Source organism: Bradyrhizobium aeschynomenes, assembly GCF_013178945.1.
GTDB lineage: Bacteria > Pseudomonadota > Alphaproteobacteria > Rhizobiales > Xanthobacteraceae > Bradyrhizobium > Bradyrhizobium aeschynomenes.
The window spans coordinates 687,945-703,747 of the sequence record NZ_JABFDM010000003.1; the positions used below are offsets into that span (position 1 = coordinate 687,945).

16 protein-coding genes are annotated in these 15,803 nt (G+C 65.9%); 11 read left to right on the forward strand and 5 right to left on the reverse strand.

What is annotated here, in order from left to right; genetic code table 11:
* The 9 genes from HL666_RS12195 to HL666_RS12235 are packed head-to-tail and all read left to right on the forward strand — an operon-like array spanning position 1 to position 8,620.
* A complete protein-coding gene (locus tag HL666_RS12195; RefSeq protein ID WP_172181621.1) occupies positions 1–825 on the forward strand; it encodes a CheR family methyltransferase in 825 nt (274 codons plus the stop codon).
* A complete protein-coding gene (gene cheD / locus HL666_RS12200; protein WP_172133510.1) occupies positions 822–1,463 on the forward strand; it encodes a chemoreceptor glutamine deamidase CheD in 642 nt (213 codons plus the stop codon). The genes HL666_RS12195 and cheD overlap by 4 nt, the downstream gene beginning before the upstream one ends.
* A 9-nt stretch (positions 1,464–1,472) precedes the next feature.
* The gene (locus tag HL666_RS12205) at positions 1,473–2,531 is read left to right on the forward strand and encodes a protein-glutamate methylesterase/protein-glutamine glutaminase (RefSeq protein WP_172133511.1); all 1,059 of its coding nucleotides are present in this window, start codon (positions 1,473–1,475) and stop codon (positions 2,529–2,531) included.
* 3 nt (positions 2,532–2,534) lie between these two features.
* Positions 2,535–3,659 (forward strand): methyl-accepting chemotaxis protein, encoded by a 1,125-nt coding sequence (locus HL666_RS12210; protein WP_246741524.1) that lies wholly within the window; start codon positions 2,535–2,537, stop codon positions 3,657–3,659.
* A 9-nt stretch (positions 3,660–3,668) separates the two neighbouring features.
* The gene (locus HL666_RS12215) at positions 3,669–3,968 is read left to right on the forward strand and encodes an STAS domain-containing protein (protein WP_172181623.1); all 300 of its coding nucleotides are present in this window, start codon (positions 3,669–3,671) and stop codon (positions 3,966–3,968) included.
* Between the two features lie 6 nt (positions 3,969–3,974).
* Positions 3,975–4,613 (forward strand): ATP-binding protein, encoded by a 639-nt coding sequence (locus HL666_RS12220; RefSeq protein WP_172181625.1) that lies wholly within the window; start codon positions 3,975–3,977, stop codon positions 4,611–4,613.
* Complete coding sequence (locus HL666_RS12225; RefSeq protein ID WP_210261849.1) at positions 4,610–5,899, forward strand: PP2C family protein-serine/threonine phosphatase; 1,290 nt, start codon at positions 4,610–4,612, stop codon at positions 5,897–5,899. The genes HL666_RS12220 and HL666_RS12225 overlap by 4 nt, the downstream gene beginning before the upstream one ends.
* A gap of 1 nt (position 5,900) precedes the next feature.
* Positions 5,901–6,257: an Hpt domain-containing protein gene (locus tag HL666_RS12230; RefSeq protein ID WP_172114065.1), complete on the forward strand. Its 357-nt coding sequence runs from the start codon at positions 5,901–5,903 to the stop codon at positions 6,255–6,257.
* Positions 6,239–8,620 carry an ATP-binding protein gene (locus HL666_RS12235; protein WP_246741525.1) on the forward strand — a complete coding sequence of 794 codons (2,382 nt, stop codon included), beginning with the start codon at positions 6,239–6,241 and terminating at the stop codon, positions 8,618–8,620. The genes HL666_RS12230 and HL666_RS12235 overlap by 19 nt, the downstream gene beginning before the upstream one ends.
* A gap of 85 nt (positions 8,621–8,705) precedes the next feature.
* Here the strand turns inward: HL666_RS12235 and HL666_RS12240 are convergent, their stop codons facing one another.
* The 5 genes from HL666_RS12240 to HL666_RS12260 all read right to left on the reverse strand — a co-directional run bounded on the left by HL666_RS12240 (position 8,706) and on the right by HL666_RS12260 (position 12,241).
* Positions 8,706–10,322 carry a rhodanese-like domain-containing protein gene (locus HL666_RS12240; protein WP_172181627.1) on the reverse strand — a complete coding sequence of 539 codons (1,617 nt, stop codon included), beginning with the start codon at positions 10,320–10,322 and terminating at the stop codon, positions 8,706–8,708.
* A gap of 191 nt (positions 10,323–10,513) precedes the next feature.
* Positions 10,514–10,768, reverse strand: a complete 255-nt coding sequence (locus tag HL666_RS12245) for a hypothetical protein (protein ID WP_172181001.1) — start codon at positions 10,766–10,768, stop codon at positions 10,514–10,516.
* 1 nt (position 10,769) lies between these two features.
* On the reverse strand, positions 10,770–11,288 hold the full coding sequence (locus tag HL666_RS12250; RefSeq protein ID WP_172181802.1) for a hypothetical protein: 519 nt from the start codon (positions 11,286–11,288) through the stop codon (positions 10,770–10,772).
* 2 nt (positions 11,289–11,290) lie between these two features.
* A complete protein-coding gene (locus HL666_RS12255; RefSeq protein WP_172181629.1) occupies positions 11,291–11,671 on the reverse strand; it encodes a hypothetical protein in 381 nt (126 codons plus the stop codon).
* Between the two features lie 165 nt (positions 11,672–11,836).
* Positions 11,837–12,241, reverse strand: a complete 405-nt coding sequence (locus tag HL666_RS12260; protein WP_172114197.1) for a nuclear transport factor 2 family protein — start codon at positions 12,239–12,241, stop codon at positions 11,837–11,839.
* A 174-nt stretch (positions 12,242–12,415) separates the two neighbouring features.
* Here HL666_RS12260 and HL666_RS12265 point away from each other — a divergent pair, with 174 nt between their 5' ends.
* Together HL666_RS12265 and HL666_RS12270 are read left to right on the forward strand one after the other, a co-directional pair.
* Positions 12,416–13,990, forward strand: a complete 1,575-nt coding sequence (locus tag HL666_RS12265) for a flavin monoamine oxidase family protein (RefSeq protein WP_246741526.1) — start codon at positions 12,416–12,418, stop codon at positions 13,988–13,990.
* A gap of 25 nt (positions 13,991–14,015) precedes the next feature.
* Complete coding sequence (locus tag HL666_RS12270; protein ID WP_172181633.1) at positions 14,016–15,731, forward strand: ATP-binding protein; 1,716 nt, start codon at positions 14,016–14,018, stop codon at positions 15,729–15,731.
* Positions 15,732–15,803: the final 72 nt, after the last annotated feature.

Genomic DNA, 15,803 nt, shown 5'->3' on the forward strand with positions numbered 1-15,803 from the left:
ATGGTGGAAGAAGAGTTCGCGCTACACGACACGGACTTTCGCAAGCTCTCGAAGCTTGTGATGAGCAACGCCGGTATCGTGCTGAGCGAGCGCAAGCGCGCGTTCATTCATGGCCGGCTTGGCCGTCGCCTGCGCGCGCTTGGGCTGACCAATTTCTCACAATATTGCCGACTGCTGGAGGGGCGCGATGGCGACGACGAGCTGCGCAACTTCATCAATGCGGTCACGACGAACCATACGAGCTTCTTTCGCGAGCCCCACCACTTCGACTACCTGACGAAGGAGATCGTTCCCGGACTGCTCGATTCAAACCGCGATACCCGGCGCATGCGCATCTGGTCGGCGGGCTGTTCGAGCGGGGAGGAGCCATACAGCATTGCGATGACACTGCTGAGCGGTCCGCAATCATTGGCCGGCTGGAACGTCAAGATTCTCGCGACCGACCTCGACACCAACGTCATAGCGCATGCCGCACGCGGCATCTACGATTCGGAGCGTGCCGAAAGCATTCCTGCCCCCCTTCGCAAGCGTTTCACCACGATGCAGGAGGGGCAGGTCGCCATGAATGATGAGACCTGCGATCTCATTACCTTCGCTCATCTCAATCTGCTCGAATCCTGGCCGATGTCGGGACCGTTCGACGTGATCTTCTGCCGCAACGTGGTGATCTACTTCGACAAGCCGACCCAGCGCAGGCTGTTCGATCGCTATGCCGACATGCTCAAGCCGGATGGTTGGCTCATCGTCGGTCATTCCGAGAACCTGCTTGGCATCACCGACCGTCTCGAACTGGTCGGGCGCACGATCTACCGGAGGTGCAGATGACGGCCAGGACGAAGCGGCACCATTCGCACCCCCCTCACGTCAGCCATGAGCTTCCGGCCCGCGCGCGCCGGTACCTAGACAAGCGGTTCGACGCGATGGTCGTCAAGGTGCTGCCCGGTGAGCACTACGTCAGCGGCGAACGGCAGGAGATGCTGGTCACGATTCTCGGCTCTTGCGTGGCCGCCTGCATCCACGATCCGGTCGCGAAGGTCGGCGGCATGAACCATTTCATGCTGCCGGAGGCCTTCGACGACGAATGGGGCCACGCATCGGCGGGCATGCGCTATGGCAACGTTGCGATGGAGCGGCTGATCAACGACGTGCTCACGCGCGGAGGCACGCGCCGCCGGCTCGAGGTCAAGGTGTTCGGCGGAGCCAACGTGCTCAAGGGCCTGTCGAATATCGGTCACCGCAATGCCGATTTCGTCGAGGCATATCTGACGGCGGAAAATCTCCCGATCGCGGCCCATCATCTGCGCGGCTCGCAGCCGCGCCGCATCCACTATTTTCCCTTCAGCGGCAGGGTCATGCTGCTCGAGTTGCCGCGAAGCGACAGGTACGCCGTGGCGCGCGAAGAGACGTCATACAACTCCAAAATCCAGGCCAAACCCGTCGACGGATCGGTCGAGCTATTTTGAGGCAGCAGCATGAGTGTCATCCGCGTTCTGATCGTCGACGACTCTGCGTTCGTGCGCCAGGTTCTGACCGAGATCATGTCCAGTGATCCGGACATCGAGGTCATTGGTGCCGCGCCCAATCCGATCGTGGCGCGCGACATGATCAAGACTCTCAATCCGGACGTCCTCACGCTCGACATCGAGATGCCGCGCATGGACGGTCTGGCGTTTCTCGACAAGATCATGTCGCTGCGGCCGATGCCCGTGCTGATGATCTCGTCGCTGACCCAGAAGGGAGCGGACACCGCCGTCCGCGCGCTGGAGATGGGCGCATTCGATTGCGTCGCAAAGCCGGTGGTGGGGCTCGTCGAGGGGCTGCCGGCTCTGCGCAGCGAGATCGTCGGCAAGGTCAAGGCTGCGGCTGCGGCGAAGATCCGCCCGCGGGCGGGGGAGCCGGTCCGGCCCGCGCACCGACCTGGCGTGTCCTACAATTCGTCCGAGAAGATCATCGCGATCGGCGCCTCAACGGGCGGCGTCGAAGCGCTGCAGCAGCTGTTGACCGCTCTGCCGTCCGACGCGCCCGCAGCCGTGATCACGCAGCATATGCCGGCGACCTTCACCGCATCCTTCGCCAGTCGGCTGAATCAGCTTTGCGCGGTGACCGTCAAGCAGGCCGAGAGCGGCGAGCGCGTGCTGCCCGGCCACGCCTATATCGCGCCGGGCGGCTTCCATCTCGAACTCGCGCGCAACGGCGCGAACTACGTGTGCCGCGTTCATGACGAGCCGGCCGTCTCGGGCCATCGGCCGTCGGTGGACGTCCTGTTCCGTTCGGTTGCGCATGCGGCCGGCGCCAATGCGATCGGCGTCATCCTGACCGGCATGGGCCGCGATGGGGCGGTCGGACTGCTGGAGATGCGATCGGCGGGGGCGCCGACGATCGGGCAGGACGAGGCGAGCTGCGTGGTTTACGGCATGCCGAAGGCGGCCCGCGACTGCGGCGCCGTCGAGATCGAGCTACCGCTCGGCAAGATCGCCGATCACGTGCTCAAGCGGTGTGAAGCGCTCGCTGCGCGCGGGGTCAGGGTGTAGCTCATGTTCGGTTGGAAAAACAGCAATGCGGCTGCAGCGAAGCTGCCAAGCCCCGAGCCGTCCGACGTGCCGGCGCCCGAGGGGCCGCAACGACAGGACGAACTGATGCGGCGGTGGATTGCGTTCGCCGACATGCAGCAGCGCGTCATCAGAACACTGGTCCACGAGATTCAGCAGACGTCCGCCGTCGTCGAGACGGAAGCCGACAACCTCAGCAGCCGGTTTCAGAATCTTGCGATCTGCGCCGGACAGCAGACGGAGCGCGTCGAAAGCCTGAGCCGACTTGCAATCGGCATCGAGGTGGACGGAGAGGCCGTGGCGATCGACCGCATAGCGGTGCTGCTCGAGGAGACCTTGAGCGACGTCGTCGAGAAGATTCTCATGCTGTCGAAGGACGCCATGTCGATGGTCTACGCGCTGAGCGAGCTCAGCGCCAACGTTGATCGCGTCGACAGCTGCATGGAGGAGCTCAACAAGATCAATCGTGTCACCAACATGCTGGCATTGAATGCGCGGATCGAGGCGGAACGGGCCGGCACGGCCGGAGCCGCCTTCAGGGTCGTCGCCGGCGAAGTGCGTGAGCTATCCGGGGCGACACAGCGCCTGTCGGTCGACATGGCGACCGAACTCAAGGCGGTCACCGAAGGCATCGCCGACGGCCATGCGACGCTGCAGCGTGTCGCCACCATCGATCTGTCGCAGAACCTCATGGCCAAGGATCGGCTTCAGGTTCTGATGGAAGCCCTGATCCGGCGCAGCGGCAACCTGACGGAGGTCGTCGCCGACGCCATGAAGGAGGCCGAGGTGATCTCGGCCGACGTCGCCGGCATGGTGACGGGCATCCAGTTCCAGGATCGAACACGTCAACGGCTCGAGCACGTGGTGGATACGTTGCGCGTGGTCGACGAAGCGCTCGACGAATTGAAGACCACGACGGCGGAAACGCTCGATGTGCCGGTCGCGGAGACGCCGGGCGACAACGAGTGGGTCAAGACGATGCTCGATCGCTTCACGCTCGGCGATATGAGGTCGCGGTTCGTTGCGCAGATTCTCGAGGGCAGGCAGCCGGCGGATCACGTCGAAGCCGTCGCCGCTCCATCGACGACCGGCACGGTCGAGCTGTTCTAGGAGACATGCATGCAGATTCAGATTGACCGCACGAGCGGGCAGATTGCGATGAGCGGCGAGTTCACCTTCACCGACCACATCCCGTTCAAGCAGATGGTCACGGAGATCTTCGCGGCGCCGGGGAAAGCGGTGGTGATCGATCTTTCCAGGCTCGATTTCATCGACTCCGCGGGCTTGGGCATGCTGCTGCTGGCGCGTGACGAAGCCAAGAAGACCCATCGCGAGCTGATCCTGCGCGGGCCGATCGGGCAGGTGAAGCGAATGTTCACGGTGACCAAGTTCAACACGCTCTTCAAGGTGGAGGAGTGATCCTGGATGTGCGTGTCGTTCGATGAACGGGTCGAGGTGGATGTGCTCGTATCGTCCTGGAACGGCGTCTCCGAAGAGACGCTGGCGGCGGCGCTTGCGCAACCCGTCCGGCAGTGCATCGAAGCCGTGCTGATCGGGAGCCCCAGCAATGGTGCGGAGCGCGAGCAGCTCTCTGGAGACGGCCTGAGCCTGGTGGTCACGACGCGTTCGGCGTATCGCCATTCGATCGTGAGGACCTTCGTCGAGGCGCTGCGGAGCCGGCTGCCGCTGACCGAGGATCTGAAAATCAGGATTCACAGCGCCGCGCAGGAGGCGTTGATGAATGCCGTGCTGCACGGCAATCTGCGCATCGACGGCGCGCTGCGCGGCGGCCTCGACGGCCTGATCGCGGCTCAGGCGATCATCGAAGCCCGGCTGGATGCGCCCGATATCGGCGGCGCCATGATCCGCCTCGATGCCGCGTGGACCGCGTCGGACGTCGAGATCACGGTCCGCGACAGCGGCGACGGCTATGATTGCAGCGATGTCCGTCCCGCGGCCGAGGATGGCGCGTCGGGGCGCGGCCTCGAGATATTGCAGGTCTTTTCCGATCGCGTCACGGTGCTGAACGGCGGCACGACGGTGCGGCTGGAGTTTCGCCGATGAGCCCGGTGATGGCGACGGTCGACACCGCGGTCGACGAGAGGGCCGTGCCGGAAGGTCTTGCGGATGCCCGGATCCTGATCGCCGACGACGATCCCCTGTGCCGGCGTCTGGTCGCCGGCGTGCTGCGCGCGCAGAAGTTCACCAACATCGAATTTGCCGAGGGTGGGCTGTCGGCGATGGAGCAGGTCCGGCGCTTCCGGCCCGACCTGCTGCTGCTGGACATGCAGATGCCGGATATGAGCGGACTGGACGTCTGTCGGCAGATTCGCGCCCAGCCCGATTTCGCCGATGCGCCGATCCTGGTGCAGACTGCGACGGTCGACCGCAAGAAGATGGGCGAGCTGTTCGCCGCAGGTGCCTCGGATTTCCTGTCCAAGCCGATCAATCCGTCCGAGCTGATTGCCCGCGTCGTGGTGCATCTCGAACGCTGGAACTCGCTGCGCGCCCTGCGTGACTATCGCGAGCGCATCTCGCGGGAGGTCGAAGCCGCCCGTCGCATGCAGGTCGAGCTGCTGCCGGATCCCATCACCCTGCAATGGGCGGCGCGAACGGCGGATTTGCGGATCGCCAGCTACAACAGGCCGTCCTCGGAGCTCGGCGGCGATCTCTGGGGCATGCTCCCGATCAGCAATGGCGCGTTCGGAATCTTTCTCGCCGACTTCACCGGCCACGGCATCAATGCGGCCCTGAACACGTTCCGCCTGCACGCGTTGATCCACGAATACAAGGCGCTGCACCACGATCCCGGTGCCTTGCTGTCGATGCTCAACGAACGGCTGGTCCGCCTGCTGCGCATCGGACAATTCGCGACTTTCATGTACGTCGTCGTCGACCATCGCGCCGGGGTGCTGAAATCCGCCTCCGCAGGCGCGCCCCCGGCGCTGCTCGTGCAGGGGATGAAAGGCCGCGCGCGCCTGTGCGACAGCAGTGGATTTCCGCTGGGCGTCGAGCGCGGCGTGCGCTATCGCACCTCGCGCCGAAAGTTTCCGCTGGGCTCGCTGCTGCTGTTGTTCAGCGACGGTCTCTCGGAGTTTCCGGATGCGGACGGAAAGCGGATCGGCGACGACGGGCTGCTGGCGACGCTCGATACGTGCGGGCCCGCGCTGACGCCGCAGGAGGTGATCGACCGGCTCTGCGCTGCTGCCGGAATGACCGAGGGCAGCCCGCTGCCCGACGACACCACGATCGTCTGCATCGATCGTCGCGCGGGCCACCGACCGAACGATGGATTGCGTGATCGCGCCACGACGCAGCCGGTGGCGAGTTCGTCCTGCGGAGGCCGATGAAGTGACGACCGCCGCCGACGTTCCCCTGATCGACCACGATCAACTGGAGCTGCTGCAAGCCGCGCTCGACCCGGGCGAGCTGCGCGCGATGCTGGTTCAGCTTCCCTCCGCGGCCGACCAGGCGCTCTCCGCCATCAACGCAGCGCTTGCCGCCGGCGATCTGCCGCAGGCCCGCAAGGCGGCCCATGTCCTTAAAGGATCCGCGTCCAGCCTCGGCGCGGCGCGGCTTGCGGAGGTCGCGCGCACGATCGAGCTGGAACTGATGACGGCCGGCGAGATCGAGGCCTGCCTGCCGGACCTCGCCGACATCATCGTCGCCACCTCCGACGAGCTGGCAAGATGGGCCGAGCGCGCATGAAGCCGGCGGCTCCGGACCCGATGTCGTCGCCTTCGGCTCCGGACGTCCGGGCCGCCGCGCAGCCATCGCCGCGCATTGCCGAGCCCCGAAAGTTGTCATACCCGGCGATCATCGCCTCGGTTCTGGCCGCGGCGCTCTCGACTGCGCTCGTCGAATTGCTGACCGGCCTGCAGCAGGATCGTATCACGTCGCTGCTGATGCTCGCGGTCGCGGCCGTCATGGTCATGATCGTCCTGACATCGATGCTGATCCGGAAGAACCGGCACGCTCTGTCGCTGGCGCATGTGCTGGCGCGGCAGAACGCGCAGCTCGCGCAGACGACGCGGCTGCTCAACGATGCGCAGCGGATCGGCCGCCTTGGCCATTGGATGTCGGACGAGACCGGGGAGTTCGCGGTCTGGTCCGAGGAGCTGTTCGACATCTTCGGGCTCCCGCCGGCATCCCGCGTGTCCTTTGCCAAGATTCTCGAGATCGTTCATCCGGAGGATGTCGGCACCTATGTGCGCGCCCGCGATCGCTCCCGCGCCACCGGCTGTGCGTTCATCCAGGAGCTGCGTATCATTCGCCCGGACGGCCAGGTTCGCTGGCTGAGGATCGAAGCCGATGCCAACGATCCATCGGAAGGAACGCAGTCGCGCTTCGGCATCGTCCAGGACATCACCGAACGGAAGCTTGCCGAGATCGCAGCGGAGCAGGCGCGGCTGCTGCTGATGGATGCGATCGAATCGCTCACCAACGGCTTCGTGCTGTTCGACAAGGACGACCGGTTCGTGATGTCGAACACGACATTCCGCGAGATGTTTCCGTCATGGACCGTCCTGATGAGGCCGGGCGTCTCGTTCAGCGACCTGATGCGGCAGGCTTATGATCACGGCCTGATCCGGCCGAAGGGCGACCGGTTCGAGGAATGGCTCGAGCGCAAGCGCGCCTGGCACCTCGGCGGCAGCCGCATGATCGAGCGCCGCGAGCTCAACGGACGCTGGATCCAGAGCGTCGACCATCGGATCTCGGACGGCGGCACGGTCTGTCTCGTCACCGACATCACCGCCTTCAAGACGGTTCAGGCCGAGCTCGAGCAGAAGCTCGCTTACGTCGAGGCGATCCGCTCCGACCTCGAGAGGCAGAAGCAGGAGCTGGAGGCGACCGGGGCCGAGCTGCGCGCCGCGCGTGACGCGGCGGAGGCGGCCAATCGCGCCAAGTCCGACTTCCTCGCGATCATGAGCCACGAGATCAGGACGCCGCTCAGCGGGATGGTCGGCATGGTCGATCTGTTGCGCGGCACCTCGCTGACCGGGGAGCAGAAGCGCTACACCGCGCTCGCCAAGGAATCCGCGGACCTGCTGCTCGAGGTGATCAACGACATTCTCGACTTCTCTAAGCTCGAGGCCGGACGTCTGCAGTCGGAATGCATCGACTTCGACGTTCCGAACTTGATCCAGAGCGCGGTCTCGTTCATGGGGGAGAAGGCCAGGAAGAGGGGCCTCGATCTCGAGGTGACGCTCGCGCCGGGGCTGCCGCAATATCTGGAGGGCGATCCGACGCGCATCCGCCAAGTGTTGCTCAACCTCGTCGGCAACGCGATCAAGTTTACCGAGCAGGGCTCGATCCATGTGCGCGCCTCGCATCGCGTGCGAGCCGACGGCGCGATCGATCTCACGATCGAGGTCGTCGACAGCGGCATCGGCATGTCGCCGGAGATCCAGGCCCAGATCTTCGATCCGTTCGTCCAGGCCGATACGTCGATCTCGCGCAAGTATGGCGGCAGCGGTCTCGGGCTTGCGATCTGCAAGCAGCTCTGCACCATCATGGGCGGCAGCATCGGCGTCGACAGCGAGCTGGGCCGCGGCAGCCGGTTCTGGTTCGAGGCCAAGTGCCGGCAGGGCGACGCTTTGGTGCTTCCGGCCGAGCCGGTGGTATCGGCCATCGATCGCCCGCTCGAGATCCTGGTCGCCGAGGACAGCCCGATCATTGCAACGCTGATCCACAGCCTGCTGGTCAAGCAGGGATTCAAGCCGACCAGGGTCGTCAACGGCGCCGAGGCTGTCGCGGCGGTCCTGAAGAAACCTTACGATATCATCCTCATGGACGTGCAGATGCCCGAGATGGACGGCATCTCCGCGACACGGGCGATCCGGCAATTGCCCGGCCCGGAGGGCCACGTTCCGATCATTGCGCTGACCGCGAATGCGCTGGTCGGTCAGCGCGAGGCCTATCTCGCCGCCGGCATGAACGACTACGTCACCAAGCCGATCCAGCCGCCGCTGTTGTTTGCCGCGATCCGGCGCTGCGCGCTGCCGCAATATGCCGACGCGCCGCCGCTGCAACCTGGCAGTCACGGTCAGCTCGAAATGTTCGTGTCGTAGAAAGCTACGTGCGGCAGCGCGTGTCGCGACGCCGGGTGGGCAAAGCGACGCTGCAGACGGCGCGTGCCCACCTCCCGGATCTCAACTACACCACATGGAAGTTCGACACGGAGTCGTTCGCGAGCTGGGCGACCAGCCGAAGCTCCCAGTCGATATAGGCCTGCATCGCCTCGGCGGCGTTGTCGGTGCCCTCATAGGGACGCTTGTAGACGTCGTCCGCGGTCGAGATCCATGAATGTCGGTCGCTCTCGAGCGCGTGCCCGGCCGCGGTCCAGGCCTGCGTGCCGCCGGTGAGCACGCGAAGCTCGCGGCCCGTCGCGGCGTGTGCGTCTGCCAGCGCAAACACGGCCTCGGCGCCGTCGCTGCTGGTCAGCACCAGCGGCCCGTCGCCCGGCAGCTTCGCAAGATCCGATGAAAAGCGCGATGCCAGCACGAAATGTGCTCCCGGGATGTGCCCGGCCTTGTAGCTCGGGCTGCGCGCGAGATCGACGACCGTCCACCCTGCGGCGTCAACCGCAAGCGCTGCGGGGCTGATTGCTGCGCCCGCAACATCCGGCAGCGGCGGTCGGCGGCCTATCGGCATGTCCGTTTCCGTCGGCGCCACCACGTCCGCTCCAACGATCGACGCGTCCCAGCCCATCTGCTTCAGCCACGATGCGGTCATGCGCGCACGCACGCCGTCGTCGTCGAACAGCACCAGCCGCGCGCCGCGCACGCCGACCCATTCGTCGGTCGCCTGCACGAGTTGGCCGCCCGGCGCCGACGCGAAGCCGGCGGGATGGCCCGCGGCATATTCCTCCGGCGTGCGGACATCGAGACAATGGAGCGTGCGCGTCGTGGCCTCGGACCGATAGCGTGCGAATGTCGCTGCATCGAGCACCGCGACGCCGACGCGCTCCGCCCAGACCTTGGCATCGGCCAGCGCCGCTGCGTGGCTTGCTTGCGGCCACTCCAGGAAGCGGGCCGTCCGGCCGCGCTCGACCTGATGGCCGGCCAGCGTCCAGCCGATGGTGCCGTTACGCAGCGCATAGATCCTGTTGCGCAGTCCCGCATTGATCAGCGACTGCGTGCCGATGATCGAGCGCGTGCGGCCGGCGCAATTGACGATGATCGTGGTGTCGGGCGACGGCGCGATCTCGCGCGCCCGGAACGCGAGTTCGCCGCCAGGGACGCTGACGCCACGCGGAATGCTCATGGTGCGATATTCCTCGAAACGGCGGGCATCGAGCACCACGAGATTGGTCTCGCGCTCGATCAGCGCCTTGGCCTCGTCGGCCGACAGCGACGGCGTATGCCTGATGGCCTCGACCAGCTCGCCGAACGCCTTGCTCGGCACGTTGACGTCGCGAAACACCTCGCCCGCACGGGCATAGCCCGACAGCCCGCCTTCGAGGACCGAGACGTCGGTGTAGCCCAAGGCGCGGATGCGCGGCACGGCGCGGACGGCATAGCCCTCGCCATCATCGTAGACGACGACGGGCGCAGTCAGCCGCGGGATCAGGTCGAGGATGCGCAGCTCGATCTGCGACAGCGGCAGCGACACCGCGAAGAACGGATGCGACAGCGAGTAGGGGCCTTCCTCGCGGACATCGAGCAGCGCCACCTCGTCGCCGGCGCGCCAGCGCCGCCGCAGCTCGGTGGGGCTCGTCAGGCGAGGTTGACCGGATGAAGCGGGCGGGCGAGGGGGCGTCGGCGACGTCATTCGAGGTTCCGCAAGTGAGGTCCGGCGCGGTCCCCGGTCCCGTGCATGCGCGTGTTGCAGACCTGCGGCATGGAAGGTTGTGCACGGTGCGCAGTCCCGGGCCGGGACGCATGGAATGTCGTCCCTCTGTGGCGGCATGGCGGCCGTTTGTCCAGCCCATCGTCTCCGATCGCGCGCGGCGGCAGCGCCGGTCAGACGTGCGGGCCCAGCATGGCGATATAGAACAGGTCCTCGCTCGAGAGCTCGGCCGATCGGCGCGGCGCGACCGCGCTTCTGCGGCTTCTCTTCTCGGCCGACACGCGCTCGGGCAGCAAGTGATCAAGCCAACCTTCAATCCACGAGACGTAACGCACGACACCCTCCGCAGTTGCTGTGGCAAGAGGAAAGATCACGCAGCAGAACAGTCCCGGCAAGAGCTGCGCATGGCGCCGCGCAAAGTTTGACACATCATGCTCGTTGCAACGCCTCGACGGAAAATTCCTTTTCCGCATCGTGCGGATCGCATGGCTCCGCCTCCCCGGTGGATCCGTCCACATCGCCATTTCGACCCATCAGGCTGTCGTGCCAATAACTGCGGAACGCCATCCACGAAGCGTGATCCTGGAATGCGACCTCGGCGAACCACTCGACCGTCACCGCGCCGCTTGGCCAATAGCGTTCCCGGTCATGCCAGCACACGACCGGCCAGCGCGGGTTGCGATAGGAGCGGCCGCTGTCATCGTGCAGCGAGGGCCGGCCGAGATGATCGATCAGCCAGGACATCACCTCCGGCAGGAACGTTGCGGCAAACGACACGCCGTGGCGGCCGAGCCGCTGCGGCATCCGCATGATCCGCTGATCGATGATCGCGAAGGCCGGCGGCACCGCGCCGACGTTGAACTGCCGGATCATCAGCACCCGGAAGCCGCAATCGCAGAGCTCGGCGGGTACGGCGTGGATCGCCGTCGGCTGCAACGGAGCCGTCATATTCATACCAGTGCTCCTTTCGCCTGCGCGAGCATGTCGTCGGATGAAAGCGGCGCGCCGTCGCGCTCGACGACGGCACCGAAATCCTTTGCGAGCGCGGCGCAGACGGCGAGTGCGGCGGCCTCCTCGCGCGGATCTCCCGTCCATTTGAAGGTCATCATGGCGTCGCGCGCATCCTCGCGCATCTCGGAGATGTCGGCGAAGCGCAGATCAAATCCCGTATCCTCGCCGTCGAGCGTGCAGGGCAGATAGCCGGAACTCCGAAGCGGAACGTAGCTCTCATCGAGCGTCAGCGCGAAAGGGAGCCGGTCGATCGCCTGCTGTAGCGCTGCACGCATCGGCACATCGCTGCGCGTCAGATAGGCGGTCAGTAGGCGTGCCATCCCGTATCTCCCCGTCGACCTCTGCACGATGCTGGTCGCAGCGTGCAGATGGCTTGGCGCGGAGACGGAGATTTGGCCCGAATCCGACGCGACGAAAATCAACAATCCCCGACATTGCGGCCGGTCAGGGAGAGCAGATCAAGTTTCGTGCCAGACGTAGGGAGGTCAGTGCAGGCTGTAGCCGTCCGGATCATCGTCCGGTGTCGCAAGTTGCGCGATGGGGCTGGACTGGTGATGGATCATCCGCCAAGCGCGGCCAATTCGCGTGAAGTGATTGGCGGCCGCCAGTGCCGCGCCGTCCACCAGCTCGATGCACAGCACGTGGCCGTGGTCTCCGTCGACGATGGCGTGCGGATCGGCGCAGACGATGTTCGGCCGGCTTGCGTTGCCGAGGATGTCGCGCCAGCTGCCGATCACGGCGGCGCGACCAACAATCGCCGGCCATCCCGGATGAATGCAGGAGATGCCGTCGCCATCGGCCCAGAGCGCCGCGAGTGCGCCGAAGTCGCCGGCCGTGAAGGCTGCGTAGAAGGCCGCGTTGGCGGCCAGGATCTCGCTCTCGTCGCTCATTGCAATGAGGTGGGCCAATCGTCTGCGAAAATCAAGCCATGTCTGGAAACGTACACCCCGCGCCGGAAAAAACTTGCAAGCTTCTTGCAAGACCCCGGCGAGACGCGATCGCAACGCATCAGCCGAGGTCCTGCCATGCTCGAAACGGCCATTGTCGGAGGTGGATTGTGCGGAATGGCACTCGCACGCAGCCTGCAACAGCGCGGCGGCTCGTTCGCTGTGTTCGAAGCCCGACATCGCCTCGGCGGCCGGGTGCTGTCAGCCAGGAGCAAAGCGGGGCTGGCGCTGGATCTCGGCCCGACCTGGTTCTGGCCTGACACCCAGCCGCTGTTGGTCGGCCTGATCACGGAGCTTGGCCTGTCCGACTTTGCCCAGCACGATGATGGCACGGTCCTTCATCTGAAAGAGGCGGACAAGCCGGCCGAGCAGATCAGCGGGCCGCCGATTCATCAGGGCGCGCGTCGGCTGTCCGGCGGCATGACGCAACTGATCACGGCGCTGTCGCGCGACCTGCCGCAATCCTGCATCCATCTCGGCCATGAGCTGATGCGCATCGTCGATTGCGGCACGCATGTGCGGCTGATCTTCGCCACCGAGGCGGAGTCGGTTGCGATCGAGGCCAGGCGCGCCGTGCTGGCGCTGCCGCCGCGGCTCCTGATCGACCACGTCGGCTTCTTCCCGACGCTCGACGATGCGACCTTCGAGGCGATGCGCAGCGCCGAGACCTGGATGGCGGCGCAGGCCAAGGTCGTGGTCGCTTACGACCAGGCGCATTGGCGCGACAAGGGCCAGTCCGGCAACGCCTTCGTCAGTCACGAGCAGGCCGTCGTCGGAGAGATCTTCGATGCCTGCGACGAAGGCGGCGATCGCGCCGCGCTCGGCGGCTTCCTCGCCTTCCCGCCCGATCTGCGCGAAGCCTTCAATGTCGGTCTGCCCATGCTGATGGACAGCCAGATGGTGCAACTGTTCGGATCGGCGCTTGAAGGCGGCGAGCAGCACTATCAGGACTGGGCGAGCGAGCGCTTCACCTGCAGCGCCCTCGACCGCACCACCCCGCGCGGCGAGCACAGCGAGATCGCAAATCCGATGCTGCGGCGGGCCCTGTGGGAGGGACGGCTGCATCTCGGAGGCGCGGAGACGGCGAGCCACGCGGCCGGCTATCTCGAGGGTGCGCTCAATGCCGCCAAGCGCATCGAGCGTGCGATCGCGCGTATCGGTGCCGCGTCCCCGAGCGGGCGCGCTCCTGCGGCGGGCGATGGTCTGTCCGGCAATGCTGCGAGCCTCGCCTGGTTTACCGCCTGGGTCGCCGCGCAGCGCGATGCGGCGTTCGACGACTATCGGCAGCGGCTCGCCCGCAGTCTCGCCACGCAGCAGCGCGAGCAGCTCACGCAGCTCGCCGTTCTCGGCGCCATCGAGCAGGTGTTCGCCGCGGCCCTGCAGGTGCTGGATGCACTGACCCTCGACATGCGCGAGGTCGCGGTCGAGCGCGGGCGCTCGGCCCTGATGCCGGAGATCCAGAAGCCGTTCCGCGACGTCATGCAGTCGCTGCTCGACGACGCCGTCGCCTTCAATCGCACCTCCTGCGCGCTGTCGAACTTCCCGTTCGAGCACAAGCCGTCGAAGGACTACGTGCAGACGATCCTGCGCGACATCGCGGCGGCCTGGCAGGAGTTCTCGCTGGCAGCGAACCGCCTGCTGCTGGCCAAGGCGGAGGCGGTGCGGCGGCAGCCGACGGGCGTGTCGTCGTGATCAGGCTGGATGTGAGTGGCAAGCGATGAAGTTGCAGATCGAACGCCCGGCCATCGAGGCGATGGCGGCCGCCTTCCCGAAGCTGGCGTCGCTCATGGAGCAACTGCGCTTCGGCGACAAGGTCGAGGTCAACCTCGCCCAGCTCGCGAGCGCCGAGCTCGACTTCCTGCGCGAGCTCTATCAGGAGGCCGGCCCCGAATGGCACGCCCGCGCTGCGCATATCGCGACGTTGCAGCGCGCGTTCAGCGATTCCGGCAGCCGCTTCTCGGAGCACGAGCTCGAGCAGGTGCTGCCGGCGATCGCGCGCTATCTGATCTCGGGGGCCATCCGCGGCTGGATGTTCGCCGCCAACGTCGCCAGCCGGCCGCTGCCCTATGTCGTCACGCGGCTCGACTACACGGCGCCGTCGAACGACGAGGCCGGGCGTGTCTTCATCGAGCTGAAGGCCAACGCCAAGGGCGCGATCACGACATCGACCCTGCGCATTTCCGTCGGGGACATCGTCGGCAGGACGGTGGCCGAGATCTTCGCCGCCAAGGGCTTTCTGAGGGAAACGCCCGAGCTGATCGCGGCCTATGACGAGACGGCGCAGCGCTATTTCGCCTGGCGCGGCCGCTATGGCGCGCAGTTCTCTGGCCGTGGCGTCGGCTTCTTTGCCGATGATCCCAATTCCTCGCATCGCGACATGGACTGGTCGCGCAAGGATGTCATCGTGCTGTCGTCGGGCGGCGGCAGCGCGCGCCTCGTCAATGACGAGGGCATCCTGACCGAGCGTGCGCTGACGCTCGAGGTGACCGGCGACATTCTCGGGCAATATCTGCGCAAGGCGGCCAAGAGCAACCTCTATGACGCCGAGCAGGAGGTGGAGGAATCCAAGGCGGCGATCCCGAAGGGCGTCTTCTGCAAGATCCCCGTCCATCCCTATATGCTGATGTTCCATCTCGACCTGCACCATTATCTGTGGGTGCACGCCGACGACATGACGCCTTACGCCTACCAGCCCGAGTTGAAGCAGAAGCTCGTGCTGCCGGAGGAGCAGACCGATCTGATCGACATCCTCACGGCCGAGATGGATCTGTTGATGGACGACATCGTCGCCGGCAAATCCGGCGGCACCACGGTGCTGTGCGCCGGCCCACCCGGCGTGGGCAAGACGCTGACCGCGGAGGTCTATGCGGAGATCATCGGCCGGCCGCTGTATCGCGTGCACTCCGGCCAGCTTGGCCTCAACGTCGCGGCGATGGAAGGCGCGCTGAAGGATGCGCTGACGCGCGCGCAGCGTTGGGGCGCGGTCATGCTGATCGACGAGGCCGACGTCTACATCAAGCGGCGCGAAGACGACATGACGATGAACGCCGTCGTCGGCGTATTCCTGCGGGTGTTGGAGTATTTCAACGGGCTCTTGTTCCTTACCACCAATCGCATCGACGACATCGATGAAGCGATCGTGTCGCGCTGCATCGCGCTGATCAAGTTCCAGGCGCCCGACGCCGATGCGCGCGGGCGGATCTGGCGGGTGATGTGCGAGCAGTTCGGGCTGACCATCGACGCCGGCCTGGTCGCGCTGCTGGTGGAGACCTTCCCCGGCGCCTCGGGCCGCGACATCAAGGGGCTGGCCAAGCTGGTCGCCAAATACTGCCACCACAAGAGCGCGCGTCCGACCATCGACGTGTTCCGCCGCTGCGCCATCTTCCGCGGCATCGACCTCGGCGACCATGAGCAGCTGGAGGCGGCGGAGTAGGGGGCTGGAATGCCGGCGGCAGTTCTCTCGGCAGATGCATGCGTCAGTGATCGCCGCCGGATCTCTCCACAC

What these genes read in the sequence shown, in the direction of transcription:
- HL666_RS12235 (WP_246741525.1), top strand. Translation starts at nt 6,239, where the DNA reads ATGGGCCGAGCGCGCATGAAGCCGGCGGCTCCGGACCCGATGTCGTCG.
- HL666_RS12265 (WP_246741526.1), top strand. Translation starts at nt 12,416, where the DNA reads ATGGCACTCGCACGCAGCCTGCAACAGCGCGGCGGCTCGTTCGCTGTG.
- HL666_RS12250 (WP_172181802.1), bottom strand. Translation starts at nt 11,288, where the DNA reads ATGACGGCTCCGTTGCAGCCGACGGCGATCCACGCCGTACCCGCCGAG.
- HL666_RS12195 (WP_172181621.1), top strand. Translation starts at nt 1, where the DNA reads ATGGTGGAAGAAGAGTTCGCGCTACACGACACGGACTTTCGCAAGCTC.
- HL666_RS12260 (WP_172114197.1), bottom strand. Translation starts at nt 12,241, where the DNA reads ATGAGCGACGAGAGCGAGATCCTGGCCGCCAACGCGGCCTTCTACGCA.
- HL666_RS12270 (WP_172181633.1), top strand. Translation starts at nt 14,016, where the DNA reads ATGAAGTTGCAGATCGAACGCCCGGCCATCGAGGCGATGGCGGCCGCC.
- HL666_RS12220 (WP_172181625.1), top strand. Translation starts at nt 3,975, where the DNA reads ATGTGCGTGTCGTTCGATGAACGGGTCGAGGTGGATGTGCTCGTATCG.
- HL666_RS12210 (WP_246741524.1), top strand. Translation starts at nt 2,535, where the DNA reads ATGTTCGGTTGGAAAAACAGCAATGCGGCTGCAGCGAAGCTGCCAAGC.
- HL666_RS12205 (WP_172133511.1), top strand. Translation starts at nt 1,473, where the DNA reads ATGAGTGTCATCCGCGTTCTGATCGTCGACGACTCTGCGTTCGTGCGC.
- cheD (WP_172133510.1), top strand. Translation starts at nt 822, where the DNA reads ATGACGGCCAGGACGAAGCGGCACCATTCGCACCCCCCTCACGTCAGC.
- HL666_RS12240 (WP_172181627.1), bottom strand. Translation starts at nt 10,322, where the DNA reads ATGACGTCGCCGACGCCCCCTCGCCCGCCCGCTTCATCCGGTCAACCT.
- HL666_RS12255 (WP_172181629.1), bottom strand. Translation starts at nt 11,671, where the DNA reads ATGGCACGCCTACTGACCGCCTATCTGACGCGCAGCGATGTGCCGATG.
- HL666_RS12215 (WP_172181623.1), top strand. Translation starts at nt 3,669, where the DNA reads ATGCAGATTCAGATTGACCGCACGAGCGGGCAGATTGCGATGAGCGGC.
- HL666_RS12225 (WP_210261849.1), top strand. Translation starts at nt 4,610, where the DNA reads ATGAGCCCGGTGATGGCGACGGTCGACACCGCGGTCGACGAGAGGGCC.